The sequence below is a fragment of the Lewinella sp. LCG006 genome (genome assembly GCF_040784935.1).
Taxonomy (GTDB): domain Bacteria; phylum Bacteroidota; class Bacteroidia; order Chitinophagales; family Saprospiraceae; genus Lewinella.
The window spans coordinates 5,603,546-5,619,447 of the sequence record NZ_CP160680.1 but is presented as its reverse complement, the minus strand read 5'-3'; the positions used below and the strand labels follow the sequence as shown (position 1 = coordinate 5,619,447).

Below are 15,902 nucleotides of genomic sequence, written 5' to 3'. Positions count from 1 at the left end.
ATTACTGGAGTTTAGTTGGTGACTTGATCACCCTAAGTGGTTCGAAATTTCTATTAATACATCATCTGTTACAAATGTAGGGAGATTATGGGGGGTGTGAAACCCCATGAATGGGGGGTATCGTTTTTTAGGTTGGAAGGGGGTAAGGGTTGGAAGGGTGTAAATGTTGACAAAGCACTAGTAAAAAACCTTTACACCTTTACACTTACTCAACTTTTACACCAGTTTAAAACCTCACATTCGACAGTCCTACCAAATCTTTTACCTCTTTGACGGTCTGCTGGGCGCGTTTGCGAATTTCTTCGCTACTGGCTTTGATTTGGTTTTTGACGGCTTTTTTATCCACCTGTAACTCGGCTTTGCGCTCGCGGATCGGAGTGCTGATCGCTACCAGAGCCTCCCCTACTGCCTCCTTAAGATCAACATATTTGAGTGCTCCATTTTCGTAGTCTGTTTGCAGACTATTGTAAGCATCAAGATGATCTGAAGCTTTGAGCAGGCTGAAGAGATTCTCAACGCCAGGACTCATTTCACCTTCTGGGGTATCACCGGTATCCGTCACGGCGGAGCGGATTTGTTTACGAATACGTTCAGGATCAGCAAAAAGGTCAATATTGTGCTTGTCACCTTTGCTGGCGCTCATCTTCATGGTAGGGTCTGCGGTAGACATCACCTTGGGAATCTCGGTAAACAAGGGCTCTGGTAGTTCGAAATACGCTTTACCGATAATGTTGTTGAAACGCTGTGCGATATTGCGGGTAAGTTCGAGGTGTTGTTCCTGGTCTTTACCAACAGGTACCTTAGTTGCGCGGTAAATCAGAATATCGGCAGCCTGTAAGACCGGATAAGTATACAGCCCCACACTGATAAAGCCTTCCGACTTCTCCTCACTTTGAGCGCTTTTGTCCTTGAACTGCGTCATGCGGGTCAACTGCCCGTAGCTGGAGAAACAATTCAGGATCCAATTCAGCTCCGTGTGTTCAGGAATCATCGACTGGATGAAAAGGTTCTCTGGCTTGATCCCTACAGCAAGTAAATTAAAAATGAGTTCCCAACTGTTCTGGCGCAATTTCTGGGGTTGAAAAGGCATGGTCATCGCGTGGTAGTCGACCACACAGTATAGACAATCATGTTCTTCCTGAAGACGCATCCAATTTTGAATCGCACCAAAGTAACGCCCAAAATGAAGATTTCCCGTAGGTTGAATGCCAGATAAAATTGTGCTCATTAGTAATATAGTAAATTGTTAAAAGTCTTTGTTTTTGCAAAAAACAAATTGAAAAACGCTAAAGTTCCGCTTAGTTTGTTAAGCCAAAATCAGTATTGGGATTCCACTAGGGAAATCTAAATCCCTCTACTTTCTACTTCAAGGGGCGATTTGGTTCGCCCCGCATCCCTCAACAACTAACGTCAAGCTTACTTCATCGCTGCGATCAACGAAATCTCAATATTTACGAACTTAGGCAAGTTAGCAACCTCGACCAATTCACGGGCGGGGGCGGTATCCTCGTTGAAATAGGTAGCGTATACCTCGTTGATTCGGCTGTAATTATTCATATCGCTAACAAAAACAGAGCATTTGAGCACCTCTTCAAAAGTGAGGCCTGCTTCCTTGAGGATGGCCTGAAGATTTTTCATTACCTGGTGTGTTTCCTCTTCTATGGTCCGGGTGATCAATTCACCAGAATCAGGATCAATCGCAATTTGCCCCGAGACATAAAGTGTGCCGTTGTGAGCAGTAGCTTGGTTGTAAGGACCTACTGGAGAAGGAGCATGGGGGGTATTGATAATGCGTTTCATAAATGTTGGATTTAACAAAATGACTAAAGCTCCTAACCTGAACAATGACAGGTAGGAGCTCTTATTATTTAACACGCAGCAATAAAAATTTTGCTAGGCAAAACGGTACAATGCTACGGATAGGCAGCACCGCCTTAGTCTAATTCAGGACCTTTAATCAGGATCTTGCCACGGTAATAAGTGTTACCTTCAGCATCAGAATAAGACCGGTGACGTAGGTGGCTTTCGCCAGTTACTTTACAGGTAGCTACGTTAGGTACTTCAGCCTTGTAGTGCGTACGACGCTTGCGCTTGCGCTGCTTGGAAATTCTACTTTTAGGATGTGCCATTTCTCTTGTTTTTATCGGCTTTGCCCAAACTCGTCGGGCAACTTCTTATATGGTTCAGTAATGAAGGAGGAAAAAGCGTAAATTACGCTTTGTTCCAATCCTTGAAAGCATCCCTAAATGGGTTGCTTGGGTTTTCTTCCGCTTCATCGTTTTCAGCGTCTTCCAAACGATCTAACGTCTCGAAGTCGCAGGGAGGATTTTCATCCTCTTCACAGGCGTATGCTTTGATGAGAGGCAAGGCCAGTAGCACATACTCGTAAGCATATTGTGCTAAACTCCAGGTAGATGTTTCTATTGGAATATAGACCACATCGTCCTCATCGACTGCATTCTCGGCTTCTCCTAGCTTTACCAATAATTGGTTTTGACCATTTACCGGTAAATCGATCGGAGCCAAACAACGATCACAAGTAGCTTTGATCCACCCTGTAAAGGAGAAATCAAAAACCATCAAACGAGGCTGTTTTTCCATGGTCACATGCAACTTGACATTGCCTTCTTCAACGGGACAATCTGGAAAACTCCGAAAAAAATCACCATCGATTAGGAACTCAAACTCATGCAAGCCATCACCTAAACCTTTGAGCGGGAGAATGTACGGTTGGAGCGAATCCATAGCCCTGTCTACTTTTAGACCTTAAGACACCCGCGCATCTCAAAGTTGTATTTTTAAAGCGGCTGCAAAGATAAGTTTTTAGATTAAATTTCCTTGTGTTTCGCACAAAAAAATATAATCATTTCAAAATGCAGTAGCATTTGTGTTAATTAAACTTCCATTAATATGGAATTCGCCTGAACAAATCAGATAGTTCTGTAATTTTGCAACTATTAGTTACTATCCCACGACACGTTTACTACTCCTACTCGTAAAGCAACCGTCTGTCTATTATTTTGCCATGCCCAAAAAGCGTTTCACTGTTGAAGCGCTGTTGTTCCAAACCGCTAAAATGCTGATTGCATGATATTTTTGCGTACTATTTCCCCTCTTTTTTTCCTGATGTTTTCCGTCAGCCTCATTTACAGTCAGACTGTAATTTTTTCGGAAGATTTTGAACCGATGGCCGGACCGGAGTACAATGGGGCAACGACCGGAACGAGTGCGGAGGGCTACACCTGGAATACCAATTGCCCTTCCTGTATACCTCCAGGAGATATTTTTGAGACCCAAAATGGACAATTACGCGGAGAAGATACAAATGGCCCAGCTTTTTTTACAGTAAGCGGTATAGATGCAACAGGTTGTTTACTGGTGACCTTTCAGTTTGACTATAACTCGCTAGGTTATGTCGGTTCAGGCAATCTGGAATGTGCTCAGGAATGCCCTTTTAATGGCCCACCTTACTGTAATGGAGAAGTTAGTCAAGCTATATCAAATCCTGACTGTAATAACTGCTGGGACTTTCTGGCTTGGGAGATCAACAGCGGCAGTGTAGTTGATGACAATGTTGTGTTGGGGCTTGATTGTAATGCAGCGGCGTCTGGTTCTGCCGAATCTGATCCACTTTGCGTAAATCAACCAGGAGCTGATCCTAGCAATGTAAACATTGTTATTACCATGTCCATGTGGGCAACGGGTGAATGGATGCAAATTGATAACATCACCATCCTTTGCTATACTGAACAGGAAGCTATTGACAATGGGATTCCTATACCAGCTGTTTGCCAGAGTAGCTGCATGATCGACATTAACGATGTAACAACCGTAGACCTTACCTGTAGCAACAGCGACGACGGAGAAATCTCCATTGATGCTTCTGGAAGTGGACTTAGTGGAGATCTTGAATACTCCATTGACAATGGTAATAGCTTCCAGCCATCTGGAAATTTCACTGGCTTAATGGCGGGTACTTACAACATTGTTGTTCAGGATGACGCTGATAATGGGTGTTTTGCTACCACTACAGTAGTAGTCAACGCCCCCCCTCCCACCACCATCAATACCCCCTCCCCACTCATCGTCTGCTACAGCCTCTTCCCCCCTTCCGGCGAAATCCTGAACCTGGATGATATCCTCGATGAGCTTACCAACTTTGACCCCAGTCTTACCGTCAACTGGTTCTTTGATATGGCGGGGAATAATCCGCTGGATCCTACTGATCCTGGTGATCTGTTTACTCTTATCAGTAATTTCCAAACCACCGTTTACGCTTCGGTAACCGATGGCACCTGTGAAAGTAACATCGTCCCCGTATCCATCAGCCTCAACGAATATCCTGATCCTAACAATGGCATGCTCATGGCTTGTATCGGCAGCAATGGAGTAGCTACTTTCACGCCCAGCGATGCTGATAATCAATTTACAGGAGGTAATCCTGGCCTGACCGTTTCCTACCATAGTAACCCCACCGATGCGGGAACCGGAGACAACCCGATTACGGGTATTGTAACGACACCCTCTGACCTTACCATTTACGCCAGTGTCCAGAACAATGCAGGCTGTATCTCTGTTGCCGAACTCGATTTGATTGTAGACAGTGGCCCTACTCCCCAGGACGCCAGCCTCGAAGTTTGCGACGATGGTTCTGGGCAAGGTATCTTTGACCTAACCGAAGCAGAAAACACCATTCTAAATGGCCAGGGAGGTACGGTAATTTTTTACGAAGACCCAGGGCTTAACAATGAAATCCTAAATCCTAACAATTACCCTTCCAGCACAGGTACGATCTACGCAGTGATTGATGATGGCGCGGGCTGTATTTCGGCTCCTTCGGAAATAACCCTCAGTTTGATTACCATTGACCCCGCAGATGTATTCCTAAGCTTCGATCCTGATTCAGGTTGTGGCCCGACGGTCATTAATATGACCCTCAATACCCCCAACGCTCCACCGGGAGACTACACCTTCAATGTCAGCTTTGGACCACAGAGTATTGGAGCAGTTAGCACTGGTGACTTCATTGGCACAGACGGGGAGACTCCCTTCATCATTGGTGTTGTCGAAACTTATATTTTCGTACTCAACAGTGTCACTGGGCCTGGCCCTTCCTTCTGTCCGATCAGTCTTCCTATGCCCATTGAGTACATTATCCCAGTTGGTGATGCTCCGGACGCCTTTCCGGCCTCACAAACCTCCTGCCCCGATCTCAATGGCGACGGTACGTTCAACTTGAACCTCCTTACCGAAGAAATCAATGGTTCCACAGGCTTGCCTGTCGACTTTTTTGAAGACCCGGGCCTGACCATTCCTATCGTCAATCCTCAGAATTACATCTCTGGCGCAACAACCGTGTACGCAGTCGTAGATGGCGGCGGCGGATGTGAATCACAAGCAGTTGAAGTTGACTTACTCCTGGCCGAACCACCGTCGATCGTGGACATCACCCTTGACCAGACCCAAAGCTGTGGGCCCACCGACGTTGATCTGATCTTCACCCTTCCTCCTGGCATCGACTATTCTTTCAACCTGTTTATTACCGATGGTGGCGGTAGTTCTACCTCCTTTTTCTCGGGTATCTCTAATGGAAGTACGCTTACTTTCCCGGTAACAGAAACGACGACGTTTGAAATTTTCGTGATCAGCGACGATACCAATCCGCCCAACTGTACCTTTAGCCTTTCTCCGGTAACTAGTGCTACCATTACCATCGGGGGAGCAGTTCCTACCGCCGAAGATGCTATTCTGGAAGCTTGTGGTAACCAAAACGGGGAAGCCATTTTTGACCTTACCGACGCCGAAAACACCATCCTCAACGGACAGAGCGGTACAGTCCAATATTACGAAGACCCGGGCCTTAACAACGAAATTCTCAACCCTGGAGCTTATCTTTCAGGTTCAAGCACGGTATATGCCGTGATAGACGCAGGAGGCGGCTGTTTTTCAGCTCCTTCAGAAGTAGATTTAATCGTAGAATCCGCCCCTGCCCCCGTTGACTTTAGCCTTGACATCACCAGTAGCTGTGACCCCGAAACGGTCACCCTTACGTTTTCCTTGCCTAATGGGGATGCTTATGACTTTGACCTCCTTATTACAGATGCCAATGGCACAAGTGTTTCTACTTATAACGGGATTACCAATTTCTCGCAGCTGAGTTTTTCGGTAACGGAAACCACCACATTCAGCATCGACGAAATAACCTCCACCTCAGGCTGTACCTTCACACTGGCTCCCGGCCCTTCGGCGACCTTCACAGTTGGCAGCCTTAACACCCCCAACTCGACCAGCCTGGAAGCCTGTGATGAGGGTACTGGGCAAGCTACCTTCGACCTCACCCAAGCAGATGAGGCCGTCAATGGAAATACAGGAATTACGGTGCTCTGGTTTACCGACCAGGCGGGTAACAACCCCATTGGCACACCAGGCAACTACACCAGCAGTAGCGATATTGTCTACGCTGCGATCGACGATAATGGCTGTATTTCAGCAACTGTTGAGGTGACCCTTACCGTTTTGGATTTGCCAGAGGCAAGCATCAACCTGGACAATACCATTACTTGTAATAATAGCGCCGACGGAGGCATTTCCGTAACGGTTACAGGTCCGACACCTTATTCCTTTGATTGGAACGACAACAACTATGATGGCCAGCAGGTACTGACCGGACTCTCTCCTGGATTTTATTCCCTGACGCTCACGGATGGGAATGGCTGTGAAACCTTTGCCGACATTGACCTGGCTGCCCCTACAGCAATTGACCTCTTCTGTATGGTGGTCAATGACGAAACTTCGGCGGGCGCTAATGATGGGGAAGTAACTTTCGACGTCAGTGGTGGCACACCTCTTTATGAAGCAATACTCACGGGACCCGTCAACGCAAGTTTAAGCAATCTAAGCCCCAACAGTTATGTCTTCGACAATCTGGCACCAGGTGATTACATCATCACTATTACCGATGATAATGGCTGTACAACTGATTGTCTGTTCACCATTGAGGCAACCACTTGTACCCTCAACTTTTCGCTGGATGCTTTAGCCCCAAGTTGTACTGGTGCTGACGACGGCAGCATCACCGTCATTATCAACAATGGTGTACCCAACTATCAATACGATTGGTCTGATGACCAATACGACGGGCTCGACCAGCTCAACGGCCTCTCTCCTGGTACCTACACCCTCACCATCACGGATATGGATGGCTGTACAGCCGAGCAAACGGCGACGATTGCTGATCCCGCTCCACTACTTCTCGATTGTCGGGCTAATGCAATGGGGCAAGGAAGTGGGCCAGGAAGCTATTCCTTCACCTACAGTGGTGGCACCCCTTTCTATCTTTTGGATCTGGCGGGCCCTATCAACATCAGTTTTACCGAAAACAATCCAGGAACCTGGGACTCCGCGATTTTGCCACCTGGAGCTTACACCTTTACCCTTACGGATGAAAATGGCTGTAGCCAGAGTTGTGCTTTTGTCATCGATCCGGTTTGCGACCTAAGCCTTACCCTTACGGGCAATGATCCGCTGTGTGCCGGATCTGCTGATGGGACCCTGAATCTGGAAATTACCAGTAGTCAGATGATCACCGCTATCGACTGGAACGATAATAATTTGGATGGCTTAACCACTGCCAACAATCTCCAGGCGGGCACTTATTCCGTCACCGTCGTTGATCAACTAGGCTGTGTAGAAATGGCAATGATTACGCTGACTGATCCGGCTGCTTATACCATCAACTGTGCAGCTACCAACTTACCGTCTGGTCTGGCAGCTACCGATGGTGCTTTAACCATTACCGTAAATAATGGCCCCGGAGGCCCCTACACCGTTACGTATGATGACGGTGCAGGAACCAATGGTACCATTGCTGAAAATGCAATGCCTGCGAATAGCTTTACGCAAAACAACCTGCCGCCGGGTATCTACCAAATTACGGTTACCAACCCCGATGGCTGTACCACAAGTTGTAGCGTAGATTTGCAAGTACCGCCTTGCGCCCTTACGCTGAGCCAGAATGGCACCCCTCCAAGCTGTAGTGACAGCGCTGACGGCAGCGTAACGGTAACACCAGAAGATGGAACACCCAACTATACCTATAACTGGAGCAATGATACTTTTGATGGAATGAATACAGCTACGGGCCTTACTCCTGGGATTTCGCTCAGCGTAACGGTGACCGATGCCGCAGGTTGTGTAGGAACCTTGAACTTTCTGGTCCCTTCTCCTCCGGCAATTGTGCTCGACTGTTCGGCAACAACCAACCCGAGCAATGCCGGCGCAACAGATGGCAGCATCAACCTCAATGCGAGCGGCGGTACGGCACCTTATACGATCAGCTGGACCGGCCCTACCAACGGCACTGGCAACCTGCTGACGGCAGGGAATTTCCTGATCGACAACCTTGGTGCAGGCAGCTACACCATTACGGTAGAAGATGGCAATGGCTGTACCACAAGCTGTATGGCCACCCTAAATGCGACGACTTGTGACTTGACTTTAGATCTCCAAGGCACCAACCCCGACTGTGCCAATACCGCTACTGGCAGCCTGGATTTATTCATCGACAGCAGCTCGCCCATCGTAAGTATCGACTGGAACGTGGATGCTTTTGATGGCACGGAAGATCACGTCAACGTTGCGGCAGGGCTGTACGAAGTGACGGTGACCGATGCAGCGGGTTGTACCGAAACGACGAGTCTCACGCTGGTTGACCCTCCGGCCATCTTCCTGAATTGTTCTCAAGTCAACCAACCTACGACCTCCACCAGTACGGATGGTGGGGTGAATGTCGTGCTATCGGGCGGCACCCCTCCTTATACCATTAGCTGGGATGGTCCGGTAATGGGTACGGCTACCTTCAACACCCCAGGAACTTTCCCTATTACCGACCTGAGCGCTGGTGCTTACACGGTGACGGTAGAAGATAGCAATGGCTGTCAGGAAGTTTGTGGTTTTGTCCTTACGGAAAATAACACCTGCAACTTTAGCATCGTCCTGGCGGGAACTGATCCTAGTTGTAATGGTTTTTCTGATGGCACCATTAATATTCAACTGAATAACGGAGCGCCAGACTACACTTTCGTATGGAACAATAGTGCTTTAAATGGTCAAGGACCAAATGGTGATCAGACTGGCTTAGCCGCTGGAATTTACAGTGTGACGGTGACCGACAACAGCAATTGTGTGACTTCTGGCATGATCACCCTTACCGAGCCGACAGCCATTGTTTACAGCTGTACGGCCACGACCCAACCTAGCAGTGCGACGGCAAGTGATGGTGTCATTACCATCGATTTTACCAGTGGCCCGGGTGGCCCATTCACCCTTACCTACGACAATGGTAACGGTACGATGGGAACCCTGCCGATCACACCTGGAATAACGCCCATCAGCAACCTCCCCATTGGCACCTACAGCATTACGATCAGCGACGGAACTTGCTCCGTAGATTGCCAGACGACGCTGGTGGATGGCAGTTGTACTTTTGCGCTAAGCATCGACACCACCAACGAGCAGTGTGAAGGAGCCAATGATGGTATAGCTACAGCGCTCCCCAGCGGAGGAACAATGCCTTATAGCTTTACCTGGAGCAATATGGCGGTCACCCAACAAATTACCAACCTTGCGCCGGGGGACTACTCGGTCACAGTCACGGGTGATGCGGGTTGTGTGGCCATCGCTACCACGACCATCACGGGAGGTCAACCTAATCCGATGAGTGACCTGACGACCACCATCTGCCTAGAAGACAGCGTCACCGTGGGCGGAGAAGTTTTTGACTTTGACCATCCAAGTGGCCAGGTGATTTTGACGGGTGCAGCGAGCAACGGCTGTGACAGTACCGTGGTCGTAGACCTCAGCTTCTTCCCTGCGAGTACCTTGCTGATAGAAGATAATATCTGCCCGGGAGACACTGTCACTTACGGAGGAATGTCCTTCTTCGTCGGCAACAGCAGCGGCATCGTTGTACTGGACAATGCCAGTAGCAATGGCTGCGACTCGACCATTACCGTCAACCTCACCGAACTATCCGCGGGCATCAACAACATCAACAGCGATCTTTGTGCGGGTGACACCCTAATTATTGCGGGAGAAGTATTTGATGAGAATCGACTTACGGATATACTGGAATTACCTAATCAGGCCGCTAATGGTTGTGACTCTCTGATTCTAGTCAACCTCAACCTTATCCCGCTGGCCACCAATACCTTCAGTTCCTTCCTTTGCCCAGGAGATTCATTGATGGTCGGTGATAGCATCCTGCGGAGCGCTGGTCTTTATGACATTTTGATCCCCAACGGTGCCAGCAGTGGCTGTGATTCCCTGGTGCAAGTAGACCTGAGTACCTTCCCTCCCGCAGAAAGCCTATTGAACAGTACGCTTTGTGCAGGGGAAGAAATCATGGTTGGAGATAGTATTTTCAATGCGGCCAACCCTGGTGGTACGGTCGTGCTTCCTGGCGCTAGTAGCAATGGTTGTGATTCTACCATCGTCGTTGATTTAATGTTCCTTCCTGGTAGCTTAAGCAATTTAGACACCTTACTTTGTTTTGGCGAAAGCTTGACCGTTGGCAGCCAAACCTTTGATGCACTCAACACTAGTGGCATTGTCATCTTGGAAAATGCTGCGGCCAATGGCTGTGACTCAACGATTTTTGTCACGACCACTTTCCGTCCGGAATTATTTGCCAGCCTGGAAGCAGATACGGTGATTTGTGGCAACCAGGCATTACCTGCGACATTCACCCTTCTTGGGAATGATCAATTTGATGTTTCCCTATCGGCATCTACGGGCTTCACTTTGGTATTGAACGACCTCAACGAAGGTACTTACGATATAAATATTGGAGCAGGCAACGGCAATGACGTCGTTATTGACCTTGATGCCGTAACCAGTGCCAGTGGCTGCCCCGTAACGATCCTGGATAATCAGCGATTGATTCGTTCCAGCAATCTGGCGATTGATGTAGCTATTTCTAACAGTAGTGGTGGAACGGGCATCAGTTGTGCCGGTCAGCAAGACGGCGTTTTGACCGTAGACGTTTTGTCTGGAATTGGGCCTTTTACATATACGTGGAGCAATAATGCCACAACTTCTAGCATCGACAACTTGCCAGCGGGAAGTTATTCCGTTACGGTCACCGATTCACCAGGTTGTACGCAGGTAGAGAACATCGAAATCACAGCACCTGCCCCCATTGAAGCCACGCTTTTTGGCGCTTCTGCGGGTTGTTTTGGCAGCAATACCGGTAGTATTACCATTGATACCATCTTTGGTGGCGTCGCGCCTTATGAGTACAGCCTCGACAATGAGTTCTACAGTAATTCTGGCTCCTTCCCTACCCTTTTACCCAACTTGGCCGCGGGAAGTTATACGGTCTATATCCAGGATGTCAATGACTGTCAAATTACGGTAAGTGCTGGTATTCCAGAAGGGCAACTCCTACAATTAGAGCTGGGCGGTGATGAGACCATCCAGTTGGGCGACAGTGTGCTGATCGACCCTCTCTATGATTTTATCCCTGCCTCCTGGACATGGACACCTACCGAAGGATTGAGCCAACCCGATACCTTTGTGACTTACGCCGCACCTACGGAAACGACGATTTACCAACTGGAGATGATGGATGCCAATGGCTGTACCGTGAGTGATATCATCCGCATTTTTGTGGAGCAGGATATCAACGTCTACATTCCTTCGGCCTTTTCCCCCAATGGTGATGGCTCCAATGATGAGCTGATGATCTTTGCGGGCCATGGTGTCGCAGAAATTGAAAGCTTCCAGATCTTTGATCGCTGGGGTAATCAGGTCTATATAGAAGGGCCATTCCAACCCAATGATCCCCTCTACGGCTGGGATGGTAAACTGAACGGAGAGGTGATGAACCCAGCCGTCTTTGTTTACTTTGCTCAGGTTAGATTGATCAGCGGCGAGGTGGTGATTTTGAAGGGGGATGTGGTGTTGTTGAGGTAACCCTCCTGTTCGTGTAAATGCATAAATGTATTTATGCAAATGGGGGGTGGCAGCCAGAACGCAGTCACTAGCAACAGGATAGAACACGCCTGCCTGCCCGTGAGGCACAGCCTGCCTGCAGCAGGCAGGCCGAGCAGGCAGGGATGGAACGGATTAAACGGATTTTCGGGCTTTTTATGAAATGTGTTCGTGGTGTTTGCGCTGCAATGCAATGGTGGATTTGGCAGCAGAATCCTCCCAATTCGTGTAAATGTATGAAAGGCAAAACGGCACCTACCCCTTCACCCAAGAATAAGTTTTCAACCTCTTTCCCAGCTCATCTACCACCTGTAAATAATACCCCCCTGCCGGATAATTACCCACTGGCACCATATAGGTCGTTTGCCCAAGTGGAGCTTCATAACGACCTAACTGCCGACCTACACCATCAAGCACCAGAAACGTCCATTCCTGACCGCTATTATCTCCCAGATATATGTTGAGATACTGGTCGGCTGGATTGGGGTAGATGAGCAAGGCGGGCCCTTCCTCATTTGGAGATTCTGTATCGACCAAGCCACAGCCAGGAATGAGACAGCCCTCACTATCGACTTTGATAAACCAGGCTCGTTGACGGGGCGGCGTAGCTCCTGCGGCCCGATCTAAAGTATACCCACTCATAAAGTAGCCTCCATCAGGAGTAGCTTGCAAATCGTGAATATGGTGCTCGTATTCGATGCTGTCGGGTTGTTCGTAGTAAAATAACCTGCGACTCCATAAGCTGTCTCCTTCGGGACTTACTTTTACCAGCCAACCTAACAAACTAGCATCGTCTTCATTCAACCATACTCTCATTTGTCCTGCTGCTATATAGCCTGAATTATCGGCAGCTTTAATAATTTTTGTTAACCTGTTTTCAAATGTAGCCCCTGGCTCTGTAAACTCGCATTCCCACTCTGTTTCTCTGTTTTCATTTAGTTTAAATATTAATCCTCGATCCCAAAGCATTATTCGTGTAGCAGCATTCACATATTCTAGAAATCCTCCGGCACTAGCTACAATTAAATCACCATCTTCTTCTATCAATATATCATTGGCACCTTGTTGTATTTGACTTGTAGATGTCCAAGTCCATTGGACTTGACCACTAGTATCGATTGCAACCAATTGAGTTTGATAAATTTTATTAAGAAAAGTTAAGTTGTAGTTTGACAGGGATGTGCCGATTACTATTGTTGAATCTGATAAACTTATTAAGCTTAAAGGCGTATCCATCCATGAGTTTCCATAGGTTTCATCCCACAATTTATTACCCATACTGTCTAAACATAAAACACTAAATTCTCCGTTAAGCACGCCACTAGGTAGATAATACCCCACATCCGACACGATATAATATCGTTTGTCCAGGGAAGAGTACTCAACTCCGTATGGATGAATAAACCAGTCATCTGGACTAAAGGGACTTCGATACTTTTTTTCGTCAATTTTTTCGCCGTTATTATCTAAGCGTAACCAGTATAGGTAAGTAAAGGAGTCTTTTCCAAAACCTACGGATGTAAAAGCATTATCGTTAAACAACAAAGGTGTATTCCAATTTTCATAATCTGACAAAGAATCAAGATGTAGCGAATACTCCTGTAGGTTCCCTTCTAAATCTAATTTGCCAAACATCAAACCGTCATATACGCCATCAGCAATTGTATCGACCACTAAACCAGAAATATAATAACAGCTATCCGTAACATGAACACCATTCCCAATAGCTGCAATACCATCAAAATAGTATTGCTTGTTGAAGGTGTTTTGGGCTTCACTGGAGAAGTACAGCATAGATAAAAACAGACTTGTCAGTAGGATTCTGCTCATGAGCAAAGGGATAAAATCACGGTGATGGCATCAAGAATCATCACCGTAAGTAAAGCATTTGTTCTAAGTGTGTCACAAATTAGTGGCTTAAATGTTGGTTCCCCGTCATTCATGGCGGGTACGACCCATTCCCTGAAGAACGAAGAACCTTCATGAGTTTCCCTTGGTAAAAAACATCAAAACAACCCACTAATATTCCCCTCCCCATCAATATCAATACGCTCGGAGGAAGGGTGTGCAGGAAGGCCGGGCATGCGCATGATATCTCCCGTGATGGGGATGAGGAAGCCGGCGCCGGCAGCGATTTCTATTTGGCGGACCGTGATGATAAAATCTTTGGGGCGGCCCAGGAGCTTTGGATTGTCCGAGAGGGATTTCTGCGTTTTGGCAATACAAACCGCTAGGTGATCCAGCCCCAGGTTGCTGATGGTGCGCAAATCGCGTTTGGCTTGGGCGCTGTAATCGACGTGTTCGGCACCGTAGATTTTGGTGGCGATGGTTTCGATTTTGGATTCCACCGAAGATTCCCAGGCGTACATGGGTGTAAAATCCGTGGTGGCTGCTTCGGCGATTTCGATGACTTTGGCGGCTAAATCCAGTGCGCCTTCTCCGCCTTTGGCCCATACTTCGGCGACGGCAACGGCAACGCCCAAGTCTTTGGCTACCTTTTGTACCAAGGCTATTTCTTCATCGGTATCCGTCGTAAACCGATTGATGGCGATGACGGGTTGGACATTGAACTGCTTGATGTTTTCGAGGTGTTTCTCCAAGTTGGGGATGCCTTTGGCCAGGGCTTCCAGATCAGGGGTCGTGAGCGCATCCAACTTGGCACCGCCGTGGTACTTAAGTGCTCTAATGGTAGTGGTCAGTACAACCGCCCTGGGAGAAAGGCCAGCACTTTGACACTTGATATCGAAGAATTTTTCGGCACCGAGGTCAAAGCCAAAACCGGCTTCGGTGACCGTATAGTCGGAGAAGGACATGCCCATGCGGGTAGCGATAACAGAATTGGTGCCCTGCGCGATATTGGCAAAAGGCCCGCCGTGAATGATGGCCGGGTTGCCTTCGATGGTTTGTACCAGATTGGGTTTGATAGCGTCTTTGAGTAGTGCCGTCATGGCTCCTTCTGCCTTGAGGTCGCGGGCGTAAACGGGTTGCTTGTCGAGGGTGTAGCCGACGAAGATATTTCCCAATCTTCTTTTCAGGTCCATCAGGTCCTCCGACAGGCACAGAATCGCCATGATTTCGGAAGCAGCAGTAATGTCAAAGCCCGTTTCTCGGGGTATCCCTGAACCGGTTCCTCCCAGCCCAACGATGATGTGTCTCAACGCCCGGTCATTCATATCGATCACCCGCTTCCAGGAAATCGTGCGGGCATCCAGCCCCAGCGTATTGGTCTTACTCTGGATGTTGTTGTCAATAATGGCCGACAGTAAGTTGTGTGCTTTTTCGATAGCGGAGAAGTCGCCCGTAAAGTGCAAATTGATGTCCTCCATGGGGAGCACCTGCGAGAAGCCGCCGCCCGTTGCGCCTCCTTTGATGCCAAAGACTGGCCCAAGGGAAGGTTCTCGTAGGACTACGGTCGTCTTTTTTCCCAAACGGTTCAGTCCCTCTGAAAGACCGATGGACATGGTCGTTTTGCCCTCTCCGGCGGGCGTGGGTGAAATGGCGGAAACGAGGATCAGCTTGCTGGCTTTGCCGCGTTCTTTATCAATTTTGTTTAGTGGGAGTTTGGCTTTGTACTTTCCGTATTGCTCAATGTCGTCTACGCCAATGCCCATTTTTTTGGCGATCTCTGTAATTGGCTTGAGGGTTACCTGGCGAGCGATGTCCAGATCTGTCATGGTGGTTGGTTTTGGTTAGGCACACCAAGGTAATCAATCCGGTTGGTAGTACAAATCTGTTTGTGGCCGTTTTTGGGTAAGGGTTGGGCACTCCTCTTCCGAAAGAGGACAAGGGTGCTGTTTGCGGATGGTCTCGTGTTTGCGGAGCGTTTTGATACATCGAAGACAGTGTGAAAGGCGGAGTCTGGGAGCACGGCGTCCCGACTTTCTAGTGGGGAGAAGGTATTGCTCTAAAAC

Annotated in this window: 7 protein-coding genes; 1 reads left to right on the top strand and 6 read right to left on the bottom strand. The window is 48.1% G+C overall.

The genetic code is table 11. The annotated features are described in order from the left end of the window. Positions 1 to 226: 226 nt before the first annotated feature. From trpS to AB0L18_RS20320, 4 genes are all read right to left on the bottom strand, one after another. Positions 227 to 1,228 carry a tryptophan--tRNA ligase gene (gene trpS / locus AB0L18_RS20335; RefSeq protein WP_367389159.1) on the bottom strand — a complete coding sequence of 334 codons (1,002 nt, stop codon included), beginning with the start codon at positions 1,226 to 1,228 and terminating at the stop codon, positions 227 to 229. Positions 1,229 to 1,416: 188 nt separating this feature from the next. Continuing rightward, entirely contained in the window at positions 1,417 to 1,800 is a 384-nt protein-coding gene (locus tag AB0L18_RS20330; RefSeq protein WP_367389158.1) for a Rid family detoxifying hydrolase, read from the bottom strand. 134 nt (positions 1,801 to 1,934) lie between these two features. Continuing rightward, positions 1,935 to 2,129, bottom strand: a complete 195-nt coding sequence (rpmF, locus tag AB0L18_RS20325) for a 50S ribosomal protein L32 (RefSeq protein ID WP_367389157.1) — start codon at positions 2,127 to 2,129, stop codon at positions 1,935 to 1,937. 82 nt (positions 2,130 to 2,211) lie between these two features. Next, positions 2,212 to 2,745 carry a DUF177 domain-containing protein gene (locus AB0L18_RS20320; RefSeq protein ID WP_367389156.1) on the bottom strand — a complete coding sequence of 178 codons (534 nt, stop codon included), beginning with the start codon at positions 2,743 to 2,745 and terminating at the stop codon, positions 2,212 to 2,214. A gap of 342 nt (positions 2,746 to 3,087) precedes the next feature. Between AB0L18_RS20320 and AB0L18_RS20315 the strand changes: the two genes are divergently transcribed. After that, a complete protein-coding gene (locus tag AB0L18_RS20315) occupies positions 3,088 to 11,973 on the top strand; it encodes a gliding motility-associated C-terminal domain-containing protein (RefSeq protein ID WP_367389155.1) in 8,886 nt (2,961 codons plus the stop codon). A gap of 273 nt (positions 11,974 to 12,246) precedes the next feature. Here the strand turns inward: AB0L18_RS20315 and AB0L18_RS20310 are convergent, their stop codons facing one another. Together AB0L18_RS20310 and AB0L18_RS20305 are read right to left on the bottom strand one after the other, a co-directional pair. After that, on the bottom strand, positions 12,247 to 13,821 hold the full coding sequence (locus AB0L18_RS20310) for a hypothetical protein (RefSeq protein WP_367389154.1): 1,575 nt from the start codon (positions 13,819 to 13,821) through the stop codon (positions 12,247 to 12,249). A gap of 176 nt (positions 13,822 to 13,997) precedes the next feature. Further along, positions 13,998 to 15,665 (bottom strand): formate--tetrahydrofolate ligase, encoded by a 1,668-nt coding sequence (locus AB0L18_RS20305; RefSeq protein WP_367389153.1) that lies wholly within the window; start codon positions 15,663 to 15,665, stop codon positions 13,998 to 14,000. Positions 15,666 to 15,902 lie beyond the last annotated feature (237 nt).

Coding starts and splice junctions, on each gene's coding strand:
- trpS (WP_367389159.1), bottom strand. CDS start 1,228: ATGAGCACAATTTTATCTGGCATTCAACCTACGGGAAATCTTCATTTT.
- AB0L18_RS20330 (WP_367389158.1), bottom strand. CDS start 1,800: ATGAAACGCATTATCAATACCCCCCATGCTCCTTCTCCAGTAGGTCCT.
- rpmF (WP_367389157.1), bottom strand. CDS start 2,129: ATGGCACATCCTAAAAGTAGAATTTCCAAGCAGCGCAAGCGCAAGCGT.
- AB0L18_RS20320 (WP_367389156.1), bottom strand. CDS start 2,745: ATGGATTCGCTCCAACCGTACATTCTCCCGCTCAAAGGTTTAGGTGAT.
- AB0L18_RS20315 (WP_367389155.1), top strand. CDS start 3,088: ATGATATTTTTGCGTACTATTTCCCCTCTTTTTTTCCTGATGTTTTCC.
- AB0L18_RS20310 (WP_367389154.1), bottom strand. CDS start 13,821: ATGAGCAGAATCCTACTGACAAGTCTGTTTTTATCTATGCTGTACTTC.
- AB0L18_RS20305 (WP_367389153.1), bottom strand. CDS start 15,665: ATGACAGATCTGGACATCGCTCGCCAGGTAACCCTCAAGCCAATTACA.